This is a genomic window from Nocardiopsis endophytica (genome assembly GCF_027706725.1).
Taxonomy (GTDB): Bacteria; Actinomycetota; Actinomycetes; order Streptosporangiales; family Streptosporangiaceae; genus Nocardiopsis_A; species Nocardiopsis_A endophytica.
Genome location: NZ_JAQFWQ010000054.1, coordinates 1 through 13,842, shown reverse-complemented (window position 1 = coordinate 13,842; position 13,842 = coordinate 1). Strand labels below are relative to the sequence as shown.

Here is a 13,842-nt window from a genome sequence, read left to right as displayed (position 1 = left end):
TTCCCCGAGATCATCGCGAAGGAGGTCGGCAGGCGGTGCACACCGGGCATGGCGGACTGCCGGCGAGGGGCTCGGCGATGATCTCGGGGAAAACGACGCTACCGGCGCGGTTTTAGGGGCGGTTCTCCCGAGATCAACGAGGCGGGGGCGGTCCGGGGCTCAGTGGTCGCCCAGGATCCAGCTCCGCCCTTCCGCTGCGAGCTTCTCGATGAGGGTGGCGGCGTCGTGCTCCTTGGCGAACAGGTGCTCCGGCCGGGTGATCGGGACGATCCACAGCCACCGCACGGGGTCGCCGTGGAAGGTCAGCCCCGAGGTGTCCGGGGCCGACGGCCCACCGCCCGCCAGCGGCGAGGGGTCGGCCACCAGCAGCACCGCCGACCGGTCCCCGCGCATCTTGCGGTCCTCCTGGCCGTCCAGCCACTTGACGCTGTGCCCTGGCCCGAACCAGGTCACCGCCCGCCACGGGAACGCCCCGATCCACCGGAAGATCCGCGCCGCGACGTGCGCGGGCATCGTCGTGGCCAGCGCCAGTTCCACGCGCGCGTACTCGGAGGTGTCGGCCATGTAGCGGTCCAGCGTCGGCATCCGCTGCCCGCACATGCCCACCGTGCTCAGCACCGTGTACGGGCGCTCCTCCGTCGGCGGCCGCTCGGTCACCCTGAGCAGCGGCGCGTGCCCGTCGGACACGTCCCAGTAGTGCCCCGGCGGCCCCACCGTGCGGCTCAGGTGGTTGAACACCGTCCGCTGCACCGACCGCCAGGCGTTGGGCGCCTCCCGCCAGTTCCAGTAGGCCTCGGCGTGCACCACCCGCGGCCACAGCTGCGCCCGCACCGGGTCCAGCGCCCAGGCGTAGGGGCTGCGCCCGATGGCCTCGCGCGCGTACCCCGGGATGCCGCTGTCGGCCTCGGCCCAGCCGGGCACCACCGCGAGCAGGCTGTCCCCGTCCGGCCCCGACTCCAGCAGCGCCACCCCGTCGCCCTCCTCGAACCACACGGCGCGCAGCGCCCCGGGCGCGAACGGCGCCCTGCCCTGCGGGTGGCGGGTGTAGGCGGCGGGCATCAGCGGCGCCTCGCCCCGGTACAGCCCCGACGACGGGTCGCCGGTCTCCGGGGCCACGTCGTGGTTGGCCAGCCACACCGGCACCCGGATCCGCCCGCGCGCGTCCATCAGGTAGGCGGCGGTGGTACGGGAGTCGCATTCGACGACGATGCGGCGGCTGTGGTAGGGACTGTACTCGTCGAGCAGAACGCGGGCTCCGGCCACCTGAGCTCCCTTCCTCGCCGCCTGCGGCCGCCGGGGCGCCGGAGGCGCGCCGTGCCGCGCCCTTCGCGGCGCCGCATAGTATGAACCTAATGCCCCGACCGCCGATGCCGCACTAGGTGGGGACCAGAGCGTTATCGGTCCTGTAGCAACCCGTTGGCGGGCGGTCGCGCGGCCGCCGTTCCCACCCGTCCCACTGGATGCACATGCCTGCCGAGCTCACTTTCGCCGCACCGCGCCGGGCCAAGCCGCCCCGGCACCTCGCCGACCTCACTCCGCAGGAGCGCAAGGACGCCGTCACCGAGCTCGGCGAGAAGCCGTTCCGCGCCAAGCAGCTGGCCCAGCACTACTTCGGGCGCCTGGAGTCCGACACCTCCGGGATGACCGACCTGCCGGCCGACGCGCGCGAGCGCCTGGGCGAGGCGCTGCTGCCCAAGCTCCTCACCCCGGTCAAGCACATCTCCTGCGACGGCGGCATGACGCGCAAGACCCTGTGGAAGGCCTTCGACGGGGTCCTGTTCGAGTCGGTGCTGATGCGCTACCCCGACCGGGCGACCCTGTGCGTCTCCTCCCAGGCCGGGTGCGGCATGAACTGCCCCTTCTGCGCCACCGGCCAGCAGGGCCTGACCCGCAACCTGTCCACCGGCGAGATCGTCGACCAGGTCGTGTCCTGCGCCCGGGACCTGGAGCGCGGCAACGTCGCCGGCGGCCCCGGCCGCATCTCCAACATCGTCTTCATGGGCATGGGCGAGCCGCTGGCCAACTACAAGCGCGTGCTGGAGGCGGTGCGCCGCATCACCGACCCGGTCCCCGGCGGCCTGGGCATCTCCCAGCGAGGGGTGACGGTCTCCACGGTCGGCCTCGTCCCGGCGATCGACAAGCTCATCTCCGAGCGCATGCAGGTGCGCCTGGCCATCTCGCTGCACGCCCCCGACGACGAGCTGCGCGACGAGCTGGTCCCGGTCAACACCCGCTGGAAGGTGGACGAGGTGCTCGACGCCGCCTGGCGCTACGCCGGCACCACCGGGCGCCGGGTCTCGATCGAGTACGCCCTCATCCGCGACATCAACGACCAGGCCTGGCGCGCCGACCTGCTGGGGCGGCTGCTCAAGGGGCACCTGGCGCACGTCAACCTGATCCCGCTCAACCCGACCCCCGGCTCCAAGTGGACCGCCTCGCGCCCGGAGGACGAGCGCGAGTTCGTGCGCCGCCTGGAGGCCCACGGCGTCCCGGTCACCGTCCGCGACACCCGCGGCCAGGAGATCGACGGCGCCTGCGGCCAGCTCGCCGCGCAGAACTGACCCCCGCCCCCCCCGGAGGCGCCCGTGGAGGTGCTCACGGCGCTGGCGGCGGGGGCCGTGGCGGCCCTGCTTCCGGTGCTCAACATCGAGGTGTACCTGGTCGGTGCCGCCGTGCTGGTGGGCGACACCGGCCTGGTCGCCATGGCGCTGGCCGCCGCGGTCGGGCAGACGGCGGGCAAGCTGGCCCACTACGGCGCGGCGCGCGGGGCCCTCGACATCCCATGGCTCAAGCGCCGCACCGAGCGCCCCAAGCGCGCCTGGGCCGGACGGGTTGAGGGCTGGCGCCGCAAGGCCGAGGACCGCCCCTGGTGGGCCGTGGGCCTGCTGGCCGTGTCGTCACTGGTGAGCGTGCCGCCGCTGATGGTGGTGTGCGTGTTCGCGGGGACGGTGCGCATGCGGGTCGACGTGTTCTGCGCGGTGACCGCCTCCACGCGGTTCGCGCGCTTCCTCGTGGTGGTCTTCGCCCCGGGCGCGCTGACGTGGTTCTACGGGCTGTGGCCGGGCTGAGCGGCGGGGCGCCGACGGGCGGGGGTCAGCGGGTGCCCCAGGCGTAGGTCTGCTTGCGCAGCTTCAGGTAGAGGAAGCTCTCGGTGCCCACCACGTCCGGCACGGCCCGGATCGAGCCGAGGATGTCGAGCAGCCGCTCGTCGTCCTCGGCCACCACCTCCACCAGCAGGTCGAAGGATCCGGCGGTGATGACCACGTACTCGCACCCGTCGAGCCGGGCGACCTCGTCGGCCACCCGGTTCAGGTCGCCGTTGCAGCGCACGCCGATCATCGCCTGGCGGCTGAAGCCCAGCATCATCGGGTCGGTCACCCCGACGACCTGCACCACCCCGGTCTCCAGCAGCCGCTGCACCCGCTGGCGCACGGCCGCCTCGGACAGCCCCACCGCCTTGCCGATCGCGGCGTAGGAGCGGCGGCCGTCCTCCTGGAGCTGTTCGATGATGCGCTTGGCCGTCTCGTCCAGCACCGGCGCCGCGTGGTTGCGCCGGGCCCCCGGCGCGCTGTCCTCGTGCTCGGTCACGTGGTCCTCCGCTGGCGTGAACGTCGGTGGCCGTGCGCGGCCGCACGGGAATCGGTGGGGAGCCGCCCGCCGGGCGACGGAATCCAAAGTAGTGCATGCCGGGCCGCCCTCCGGCCCGCGCACCGCCGGGGAGGGCGGTCCTCAGGGCGTCTCGCCGGGGAGGCGGTCGCGCACCGAGTCCAGCGACAGCAGCGCCACGTGCAGGGACAGGCAGGTCTCCACCGAGTCCAGGTCGGCGCCGAGCACCCGGGCGATGCGGCGCAGCCGCTCATAGAAGGCGGGCCGGGACAGGTGCGCCGACGTGGCGGCCAGCGCCTTGTTGCGCCCCGCCTCCAGGTAGTGCCGCAGCATCTCGGTCAGGTCGCTGCCGTGCCGGGCGTCGTAGGCCAGCAGGGGGCCCAGCTCCCGCTCCACGTAGGTCTGCAGCCGCTCGTCGTCGCGGAACAGGTGGAGCAGTCCGCGCAGGTGCAGGTCGGGCAGGCGGTACAGCGGCCGCCGCTCGGGCCGGTGCAGGGCGACGTCGCCCACCTGCCGGGCCTCCAGGAAGGACCGGCGCACCTCCCGGATGTCGTCGGTGTGCGAGCCTGCCGCCAGCACCGGACCGGTGCCGACGAGTTCCCGCACCCGCTCGGCCAGCCGCTGCAGGCGCGGCTCGGGGTCCTGGCCCTGGGGGAGCGCCAGCAGGATGCCCACGCGCACGTCGTCGAGCGACCCGACCAGGGCGGGCAGCCGCACCTCGCGGCACGCGCGCGCGGTGGCCTCGGCGGTGTCGGACAGGCGGGCCTGCGCGGCGAGGCCGGTCCCGCCTTCGGGGAGCCGCAGCACCAGCCCGCTGAGCGAGCGCCCGTCCAGCGGGACGCCCACGGCCCGCGCGCGCACCAGCGCCTCCTGCGGGTCGGAGTAGGAGCGGTCGACGATGCCCGCGATGATCGTGCGGTGCGTCTGCCGCTCCAGGCTCTCCTGGTGGCGCTCCAGCAGCCGCCCCAGGGCGAGCGTGGTCGCGGCGCGCTCCAGGAGCATGGACTGGCGGGGCGAGGGGGAGGCCCCGCAGATCAGGACCAGGCGCCCCCAGTCCTGCCCGCGCGCGCCGACCATGGTCACCAGCCACCCCATGGTGCTGTCGTGCACGGTGCGCCCGCCGCCGCGGACCGTGCGCGAGCGCCCCTCCCAGGACGCCAGGACGGCCTCGGGCTGCTCCCCGGCGAGCTCGCACAGGAGCACCTGGTGGTTGAGGTTCTCCAGCACCACGGGGCACTCGGACAGGCGCGCGACCTCGCGCAGTACGTGCTCGGGGCGGGCGCCCTCCACGGACAGCCGGGTGAAGACCTCGTGCAGCCGCTCGGACTCGCGCAGCTCGTCCAGCTGCTCGTTGACGACCCGGACGTGCACCGCCTCGGTGATCTCGACGAAGCGGGTCTCGCGGTCGAGCGCGATGACCGGGATGCCGGCCTCGCGGGCGGCCTCCAGCAGCGCGCGCGGCAGCTCCGACTCCGCGCCGTACTTGCGGCCCAGCTCCACGGCGATTCCGCTCACCCCGACCGACGCCAGGTCCTCGACGTAGCGGCGCAGCGCCTCGGGGGAGTCGGGCATCGCGATGCCGGTGGTGAGCACCAGCTCGCCGCCGCGCAGCAGGTGCGCCAGGTCGGTCACCTCGGCGATGTGCACCCAGCGCACGGTGACCCCGAGGAGGTCCTCGCCCACCACCACGCGGGGGCGGGCGCGCTCGACGACGGGGATGCGCAGGACTTCGGCGAGTGTGGGAAGCACATCGGGGAGTCTACGGGGTCGGCCCTGCGGTGTGTAAGTGCGATGACGGCGCGACTTTACAGAGTGACAGGCGCCGCGCCGGAAACGGGCTGACGGACTGTCAGATCCGCGTCCCCGGAACCGACAGTGTGGCGCTGGCCGCACGGCCGGGCGGGGGTGAGACTGAGGTCATGTCGGAACTGCACGAACGCCACCGCGCCGTGATGCCCTCGTGGCTCGCCCTCTACTACGACGACCCCATGGAGATCACCTCCGGCAAGGGGAACCGCGTCACCGACGCCGAGGGGAACACCTACCTCGACTTCTTCGCCGGGATCCTCACCAACATGCTCGGCTACGACGTGGCCGAGGTGCGCGAGGCCGTCGAACGGCAGATCGCCCGCGGGGTGGTGCACACCTCCACCCTGTACCTGATCCGCGGCCAGGTCGAACTGGCCGAGAAGATCGCACGGCTGTCCGGGATCCCCGACGCCAAGGTCTTCTTCACCAACTCCGGCACCGAGGCCAACGAGACCGCGCTGCTCCTGGCCACCTACGCGCGCGGCACCGACCAGGTGCTCGCCATGCGCAACAGCTACCACGGCCGCTCCTTCGGCGCCGTGGCGGTCACCGGCAACACGGCCTGGAAGAACTCCTCGCTGTCCCCGCTCAACGTGCACTACCTGCACGGCACCGACCGCGACCACCCGGCCTTCCGCGGCATGGACGACGCCGCCTACACCGAGGCCTGCGTGGCGGACCTGCGCGAGGTTCTGGCCACCGCCGTGGCCGCAGGGGGCCCCGCCGCGCTGATCGCCGAGCCGGTGCAGGGCGTGGGCGGGTTCAGCATGGCGCCCGACGGGCTGCTCGCCGCCTACAAGGAGGTCCTCGACGAGTACGGGGCGCTGTTCATCTCCGACGAGGTGCAGACGGGGTGGGGCCGCACCGGCTCCTCCTTCTGGGGCATCGGCAACCACGGGGTCGTGCCCGACGCGCTCACCTTCGCCAAGGGGCTCGGCAACGGCTTCGCCGTCGGCGGCGTCGTGGCGCGCGGCGACCTGATGGACGCCCTGCCCGCAAACGGGCTGTCCACCTTCGGCGGCAACCCGGTGTCGATGGCCGCGGCCAACGCCACCCTGGACTACGTCCTCGACCACGACCTACAGGCCAACGCCGATCGGCTGGGCCGCGCCGTGCTGGGCGGCCTGACCGCGCTGTCGGACCTGCCCACCGTGGGCGGGGTGCGCGGCAAGGGGCTGATGTTCGCCGTCGACATGGTCGACCCGGAGACGGGGGCGCCCGCCCCGGCGCTGGCCGCGCGGGTGCTGGAGGAGGCCCGGCGGCGGGGGCTGCTCATCGGCAAGGGCGGCCTGCGCGGCAACGTGCTGCGGATGGCCCCGCCGCTCACCCTCACCGAGGACGAGGCGCACGAGGGCCGGGACGCCCTCGTCGACGCGGTCCGCGCGGTGGACGCCGCCGCCCGCGGCTGACCCGGGCGGGGCCGCGGCCCGCACAGAACCACCTGGCAACGTGGAACCGGAAGGACATCGATGAGCAAGCACGTCACCCACTGGATCGGAGGCCGGCCCGCCGCGGGCGGGGCGCGCCGCAGGGGGGACATCTACAACCCGGCCACCGGAAAGGTCGCGGGCACCGTGGACTTCGCCGGGCGGGCGGAGGTGGACGCGGCCGTCGCCGCCGCCGCGGACGCCTTCCCCGGCTGGCGGGACACCTCGCTGTCCAAGCGGGTCGCGGTGCTCTTCCGCTTCCGCGAGCTGCTCAAGGAGAACGCCGACGAGCTGGCCGGGCTGATCAGCTCCGAGCACGGCAAGGTCGTCTCCGACGCCGCCGGGGAGGTCCAGCGGGGCCTGGAGGTCGTGGAGTTCGCGTGCGGCATCCCGCACCTGCTCAAGGGGGGCTACTCGGAGAACGTGTCCACCGGGGTGGACGCCTACTCCATCCTGCAGCCCCTGGGCGTGGTCGCGGGCATCTCGCCGTTCAACTTCCCGGCCATGGTGCCCATGTGGATGTTCCCGGTGGCCATCGCCTGCGGTAACACCTTCGTCCTCAAGCCCAGCGAGAAGGACCCCTCCGCGTCGGTGCGCATCGCCGAGCTGTGGGCCGAGGCCGGGCTGCCCGACGGGGTGTTCAACGTCGTGCACGGCGACAAGGAGGCCGTCGACGGGCTGCTGGAGCACGACGGCGTCAAGGCGGTGAGCTTCGTCGGCTCCACGCCCATCGCGCAGTACATCTACGAGGGCGCCGCGCGCTCGGGCAAGCGGGTGCAGGCGCTGGGCGGGGCGAAGAACCACATGGTGGTGCTGCCCGACGCCGACCTGGACCTGGCGGCCGACGCGGCGGTCTCGGCGGGTTTCGGGTCGGCGGGGGAGCGGTGCATGGCCATTTCGGCCGTGGTCGCCATCGACACCATCGCCGATGACCTTCTGGAGCGCATCCGCGCGCGCGTCGAGCGGCTGCGGGTGGGGCCGGGCGATGACGACCGCAGCGAGATGGGGCCCCTGGTCACGCGCGCGCACCGGGACAAGGTCGCCTCGTACCTGGAGACGGGCGTGCGCGAGGGGGCGTCGCTGCCCATCGACGGGCGCGTGCACCCGGTCCTGGGCGGGGGCGGGGACGGGTTCTGGCTGGGCCCCTCGCTCCTGGACCACGTCACCCCGGAGATGGCCTGCTACACCGACGAGATCTTCGGGCCGGTGCTCAGCATGCTGCGCGTGCCCTCCTACGAGAGCGCGCTGGAGCTGATCAACGCCAACCCCTATGGCAACGGCACCGCCATCTTCACCAATGACGGCGGTGCGGCCCGGCGCTTCCAGAACGAGGTGGAGGTGGGCATGGTCGGCATCAACGTGCCGATCCCGGTGCCCATGGCCTACTACTCCTTCGGCGGGTGGAAGAAGTCGCTGTTCGGCGACTCGCACGCGCACGGGATGGAGGGCGTGCACTTCTACACCCGCACCAAGGCCGTCACTTCGCGGTGGCTCGACCCCTCGCACGGCGGGGTGAACCTGGGCTTCCCCACCAACGGCTGACGCGGCGCCGCCCCGAGGGCGGCCGCGCGCATCGGCACACGGCTACGGACCGCGTCCCCGCCTCGGCTCAGGGGATGCGGTCCGGCTGTTTTTCAAGGTTCCCCGGCGGAATCGCCCTACCCAAGGTCGGGCGGTCGCTACAGGGAGTATCGTGGGGGAAGGTTCGCCTCACCCGGCGGTGCGCTCGGCGCCGCCGCCGAGGCGGAACCGCGGACCACTCCGGGAGATGCGCTCATTTCCCCTCCTCCCCCCATGGAAAGCGAGCGCGTCGGGTGCTCCGGGGCCGCTCTCCCCCTGGCCCCGGAGCACCCACCTTCTCCGTCCGTCCTGTCGACCCTCTTCCGGCGCGTGCACCCGGCCTTGACGACCCTGGCCCGGTGGGCGCTCGCAGCGTGTTCGGACGGCGTCCCTAGGAGAAGGGGCCCACACCTGCGTGCGGGTGCCCTGTCAGCGGGCCGCGAGTTCGGGTTCCCCCGCGTGCGCGTCGTGCGCCGCGGCGATGCCCGCGCACTCGGCGCAGCCGTAGACCTCGCTGCCGTCGGGCAGGGCGCCCAACGCGTGGCGCGGCCGCGGCCAGCGGACGTGGCAGATGGCGCAGGCGTCCCCCATGCACTGCGCCGTACTCAGCACTTCCGGCTCGAACGTGTAGATGTCGGTTGTGTCGGCAGCGGCCCCCAGTCGGGGCACAATGCTCAGACCGCTCAACGTCCCATCTCCCCCCGTGGTTTAGGACAGTCTGGCGGACCTATAGAGATCGGCTCTTATTGAACCAGAAACGGTCTGCGACCGGAATGGCTCAGGCCGTTTTCTGTGACTCTAAGCCCATGAAGCTTAACTCTTGGTAGTCGAATCGGGAAGACTTGGCCAAGGCTTCCGGGTGAATATTTCCGTTTGTCCGATTTTTACGGGGTGGGATCCGCCTTCCGGGGCACCACCGTGAACCGGCGCAGTCGCAGAGCGGGGTTCTTCTCCCGGACCTCGGCCACCCTCCCGGGGTCGATACGGCCGACCGCTACCCCCGTCTGCTCACCCATTGCGACGATCCGCGTCCCCATCGGGTCGACGATCGCGCTGTTGCCCGCCCCCGTCGGCGCGTTCTGCCCCGCCGCGGCGACGTACAGGGTGTTCTCGATCGCGCGGGCGCGCAGCAGCGTCGTCCAGTGGTCCTCCTTCAGCGGGCCGGGCACCCACTCGGCGGCCAGCAGCAGGGCTTGGGCCCCCGCGTCCGCGATCCGCCGCGTCACCTCCGGGAAGCGCAGGTCGTAGCAGGTCTGCAGGCCGAAGACGACGCCGTCGCAGGTGAAGGTCTCCGGGTCGGTGATCGGGCCGGGCTCGACCACCTCCGACTCGCGGGCGCCGAACGCGTCGTACAGGTGGAGCTTGCGGTAGCGCGCGACGACGGAGCCGTCCGGGCCGAAGGCCGCGAGGGTGTTGGAGAACCGGCCGGGCGCCGACGGCAGGGCCTCGTTCAGGCCGGCCACCACGTGGACGCCGTGCTCGGCGGCGAGCGCGGCGATCCCCGACGGGAAGGGGCCGTCCAACGGCTCGGCGGACTCGACGAACCGGTGGTCGGTGCGCGGCGCGGTGAACATCGCGTACTCGGGCAGCAGCACCACCCGCGCGCCGCGCGCCACGCCCTCGCCGACCATCGCGCGCGCCGTGTCCAGGTTGCGCCGCTTGTCCTCGCCGGGCGCGTACTGCCCGATGGCCACATCCACCATGCCGCCTCCTCAGGAACGGGGGACCCTCCCGCATCCCCTTTCTATCGCGAAGGGCCCACGCCCCCATGGACGGGGGCGTGGGCCCTTCAGGCGGGGAGGGGCCGTCTCGGGCGGCGGCCGCTACAGGCGGGCGAAGGCCTCCTCGATGATGGACAGGCCCTCGTCGAGCAGGTCGTCGCCGATCACCAGCGGGGGCAGCATCCGGATGACGTTGCCGTAGGTCCCGGCGGTCAGCAGTACCAGGCCCTGCTGGTGGCAGTAGGAGACCACCTTGCCCAGCGCCTCGCCGTTGGGCGTCTTGTCGTCCGGCCCCTGGACCAGCTCGATGGCGACCATCGCGCCGCGCCCGCGCACGTCGCCGATGATGCCGTGCCTCTCCGCCAGCGCGCGCAGGCGGGAGAGCATCCGCTCGCCGATCGCCTCGGCGCGCTCCACCAGCCCGTCGGACTCGATGGCCTCGATCGAGGCGAGGGCGGCCGCGCAGGCGGCCGGGTTGCCGCCGTAGGTGCCGCCCAGGCCGCCGCCGTGCACGGCGTCCATCAGGTCGGCCCGCCCGGTCACCGCGGCCAGCGGCAGGCCCCCGGCGATGCCCTTGGCGGTGGTGATCAGGTCCGGCACGACGCCCTCGTGCTCGCAGGCGAACATCCGGCCGGTGCGGGCGAAGCCCGTCTGCACCTCGTCGGCGACGAACACGATGCCGTTGTCGCGGCAGAAGTCGGCCAGCGCCGGGAGGAAGCCCTCGCCCGGGACGATGAACCCGCCTTCACCCTGGATCGGCTCGATCAGCACGGCGGCCACGTTCTCCGCGCCGACCTGCTTGGTGACCTGGTCGATCGCCTGGGCGGCGGCCTCGCGCCCGCACTGCTCCGGGCCGGTGGGCCAGCGGAACGGGTAGGCCATCGGGATCCGGTACACCTCGCCGGCGAACGGGCCGAAGCCGTGCTTGTAGGGCATGTTCTTCGCGGTCAGCGCCATGGTGAGGTTGGTGCGCCCGTGGTAGGCGTGGTCGAACACCACGACGGCCTGGCGGCCGGTCGCACTGCGGGCGATCTTGACCGCGTTCTCCACCGCCTCGGCGCCGCTGTTGAGCAGCACCGAGCGCTTCTCGTGGTCCCCGGGGGTGAGCCGGTTGAGGGCCTCGGCGACCTCCACGTACCCCTCGTAGGGGTTGACCATGAAGCAGGTGTGGGTGAAGCGCGAGAGCTGCTCGCCCGCGCGCTCGGCGACCCGCGGGTCGGCGTTGCCGACGTTCGTGACGGCGATGCCGGAACCGAAGTCGATGAGGGAGTTGCCGTCGATGTCCTCGACGATGCCCCCGCCCGCGCGCTGGACGTAGACCGGAAGGACGCTCCCGACGCCCTGGGCGACCGCCTTCTTCCTGCGCTCCTGGAGCGCCTGGGACTTGGGGCCGGGGATCTCGGTGACGATCCGCCGGGCCTGGGCGACCTCGGTGCTGGCCATGGGTGCCGTCCTCCCTCTCTGCTCGGCGGCGCGCCCCCGCGCGCCGGACGGTGGGGCGCCGGTCGGGGGGACCGGCGCGACGCCCCGACCCTACGGCCGCGCCGTGGGCCCAGCCCTCTCCCATCCGGATAAAATCGCGGCACCCGGTTGGCCATTCTGGAGAGCGTGCTCTCCGGTGAGAGTTCGGAGAGGGGGCGCCGTGCCTCCCACACTGGGCGCCGTCCTGCGCACCCCCCGCCTCGGCCTGCGGCTGCGCGCCGGCGGTCCGGACGCCGAGTCCCGGCCGGTGCGCTGGGTCGCCATCAGCGAGCTCACCGACCCCACCCCCTACCTCGAAGGCGGGGAGCTGGTCCTGACCACCGGCATCCGGTGGCCCGAGGGCGGGGGCGGGGCGGACGCCCTCGCCGCCTACACGCGGCGGCTGGCCGACAGCGGCGCCGCCGGGCTGGGGTTCGGCAGCGGAGTGGCGCACGAGCGGGTGCCCCCGTCGCTGGTGGAGGCGGCCGAGGAGGCGGGGCTCCCGTTGATCGAGGTGCCCCGGCCGACGCCGTTCATCGCGGTGGGCAAGGAGGTCTCCCGCCTGCTCGCCCAGGAGGAGTACGAGGGGCTGACGCGGGCCTTCGCGGCGCAGCGCAGGCTCACCCAGGCGGCGCTGCGCGGAGACCGCGCGGTCGTGGAGCGGCTGGGCGCGGAACTGGCGAAGGGGGCGTCCCCGGCCCGGGCGGTGCCGGGCCGTGCGGGGGGTGGCGAGCCGTCCCGGTGGTGGGTGCTGCTGCTCGACCGGGACGGGCGCGCGCGGCACGCGACCCCCGAGGCCGCCGCAGCGCGCGCGGGGGATCTGGAGGGGGAGGTGGCCCGTCTGCGCGCGGCCCGCCGCCCCTCGGGGGCGTCGGTGTCGTCGGAAGGGGAGAGCGTCTCGCTACAGCCGTTGGGCGTGGGCGGGCGCGTGCGCGGGTTCCTGGCGGTGGGGGCATCGCACGGGCTCGGGGCCGATGAGCGCACGCTGGTGAGCGCCGCGGCGTCGCTGATGTCGTTGGAACTGGAGCACCGCGCCCCTGAGGAGGGGGAGCTGGCCGCCGGGGTGCTGGAGGCGCTGCTCGACGGAGAGCTGGACCTGGCGGGAGGACGGGCCGAGCGGCTGCGCAAGGCGCTGCCCGAGCCGCCGCTGGAGGTCGCCGTGGCCGAGGCGGGGGCGTCGGCGGGGGCCTCGGCGGGGTCCTCGGGCGACGAGGCCGGATCGGCCGTGCCGCACCTGCACACGCCGCGCGGATGCTTGGCGGGGCGGATCGGGGACAGGGCCGTGCTGGTGGGGCCGGTGTCGGCCGCCCCGGGGGAGGCGCTGGCCGAGGCCGTGCGAGGGAGCGTCGGCGTGAGCCGTCCGACGGACCTGGAGGGCCTGCCGGCGGCCCGCGCCGAGGCGGAGCGCGCGCTGGAGGCGGCGGCGGCCGAGGGCAAGGGGATGGTCAGGGCGTCCGAGCTTCCGGGAGGGTTCCTGGGGCTGCTCGGGGGCCGGGCGGGAAGGCGCATGGCGGGCGAGGTGCTGGCGCCGCTGTTGGAGCAGCGGTCGGCCGAGGATTTGGTCGCCTCCCTGCGCGGGTACCTGGCCGCATCGGGGCGGTGGGACGCGGCGGCGGAGCGGTTGGGGATCCACCGCCACACACTGCGGTACCGGATCAACCGCATCCGGAAGCTGCTCCCGGGAGACCTGTCGGACCCGGACTACAGGACCGAGCTGTGGATCGCCTTGAGACTGCTAGAGGACGAGTAGCCAGGGGAGAGGTGAGGCCTCCGGAGCGGGCGATCGAAACCAGGTCGGCGGCCCGTACGGCAGCGCTGTCGGCCGTGCGGCGTGTGCGTGGTCGCCGTGATTGGCGGCGACGGAGTGAGCGGGGTGGTTCCCCGGGCCCTGCTTGCCGCCTTCCCGGCTTCTCTCGCTCCGGGGCGGCTGGACAGGCCCCCCGCTTGAGGGCCCCGGCCGGGCGGCGGGCCGCCGGGGCGTGAGGTGGGGGCGGCGACGACGGAAGTGGGCGGCCCCTGCGGTAGCGCTGTCGGCCGTGCGGCGTGTGCGTGGTCGCCGTGGATGGCGGCGACGGAGTGAGCGGGGTGGTTCCCCGGCCCTGCCTGCCGTCCGTCCGGTCCCTCGCGGTCCAGGTGGGCGGCGCGGTGGGCAGGGTGCGCGGTCGTCCGCGTTCGTGGCGGCCGCCGCCCCCGTGCCCCCTTCCTGGCGATGATCTCGACAGGAGTGCTGTCAAAACCGCCGGAATGACAGCACCTTC

General features: G+C 73.6%; 11 protein-coding genes. 5 read left to right on the top strand and 6 right to left on the bottom strand.

Going from position 1 to position 13,842, the window contains the following annotated elements; all coding sequences use genetic code 11:
• Nucleotides 1–159 precede the first annotated feature (159 nt).
• Nucleotides 160–1,263: a suppressor of fused domain protein gene (locus O4J56_RS18260; RefSeq protein WP_270687192.1), complete on the bottom strand. Its 1,104-nt coding sequence runs from the start codon at nucleotides 1,261–1,263 to the stop codon at nucleotides 160–162.
• A gap of 203 nt (nucleotides 1,264–1,466) precedes the next feature.
• Here O4J56_RS18260 and rlmN point away from each other — a divergent pair, with 203 nt between their 5' ends.
• Together rlmN and O4J56_RS18250 are read left to right on the top strand one after the other, a co-directional pair.
• Complete coding sequence (gene rlmN / locus O4J56_RS18255; protein WP_270687191.1) at nucleotides 1,467–2,561, top strand: 23S rRNA (adenine(2503)-C(2))-methyltransferase RlmN; 1,095 nt, start codon at nucleotides 1,467–1,469, stop codon at nucleotides 2,559–2,561.
• Between the two features lie 24 nt (nucleotides 2,562–2,585).
• Nucleotides 2,586–3,068 carry a VTT domain-containing protein gene (locus O4J56_RS18250; protein WP_270687190.1) on the top strand — a complete coding sequence of 161 codons (483 nt, stop codon included), beginning with the start codon at nucleotides 2,586–2,588 and terminating at the stop codon, nucleotides 3,066–3,068.
• A gap of 25 nt (nucleotides 3,069–3,093) precedes the next feature.
• Here O4J56_RS18250 and O4J56_RS18245 read toward each other — a convergent pair whose 3' ends face one another.
• Complete coding sequence (locus O4J56_RS18245) at nucleotides 3,094–3,588, bottom strand: Lrp/AsnC family transcriptional regulator (RefSeq protein WP_270687189.1); 495 nt, start codon at nucleotides 3,586–3,588, stop codon at nucleotides 3,094–3,096.
• A 141-nt stretch (nucleotides 3,589–3,729) separates the two neighbouring features.
• A complete protein-coding gene (locus O4J56_RS18240; protein WP_270687188.1) occupies nucleotides 3,730–5,355 on the bottom strand; it encodes a PucR family transcriptional regulator in 1,626 nt (541 codons plus the stop codon).
• Nucleotides 5,356–5,525: 170 nt separating this feature from the next.
• Between O4J56_RS18240 and O4J56_RS18235 the strand changes: the two genes are divergently transcribed.
• Nucleotides 5,526–6,824, top strand: coding sequence for an aspartate aminotransferase family protein (locus O4J56_RS18235; RefSeq protein ID WP_270687187.1), 1,299 nt, complete (start codon nucleotides 5,526–5,528; stop codon nucleotides 6,822–6,824).
• Between the two features lie 60 nt (nucleotides 6,825–6,884).
• The gene (locus O4J56_RS18230) at nucleotides 6,885–8,384 is read left to right on the top strand and encodes a CoA-acylating methylmalonate-semialdehyde dehydrogenase (RefSeq protein ID WP_270687186.1); all 1,500 of its coding nucleotides are present in this window, start codon (nucleotides 6,885–6,887) and stop codon (nucleotides 8,382–8,384) included.
• 447 nt (nucleotides 8,385–8,831) lie between these two features.
• On the opposite strand, the gene O4J56_RS18225 is transcribed toward O4J56_RS18230, so the two are convergent.
• From O4J56_RS18225 to gabT, 3 genes are all read right to left on the bottom strand, one after another.
• Entirely contained in the window at nucleotides 8,832–9,071 is a 240-nt protein-coding gene (locus tag O4J56_RS18225) for a hypothetical protein (protein WP_270687185.1), read from the bottom strand.
• A gap of 215 nt (nucleotides 9,072–9,286) precedes the next feature.
• A complete protein-coding gene (locus O4J56_RS18220) occupies nucleotides 9,287–10,105 on the bottom strand; it encodes a carbon-nitrogen hydrolase family protein (RefSeq protein ID WP_270687184.1) in 819 nt (272 codons plus the stop codon).
• A gap of 120 nt (nucleotides 10,106–10,225) precedes the next feature.
• Nucleotides 10,226–11,566, bottom strand: a complete 1,341-nt coding sequence (gene gabT / locus O4J56_RS18215; protein WP_270687183.1) for a 4-aminobutyrate--2-oxoglutarate transaminase — start codon at nucleotides 11,564–11,566, stop codon at nucleotides 10,226–10,228.
• A gap of 199 nt (nucleotides 11,567–11,765) precedes the next feature.
• Here gabT and O4J56_RS18210 point away from each other — a divergent pair, with 199 nt between their 5' ends.
• On the top strand, nucleotides 11,766–13,334 hold the full coding sequence (locus tag O4J56_RS18210) for a PucR family transcriptional regulator (protein WP_270687182.1): 1,569 nt from the start codon (nucleotides 11,766–11,768) through the stop codon (nucleotides 13,332–13,334).
• The last annotated feature ends 508 nt before the right edge of the window (nucleotides 13,335–13,842 follow it).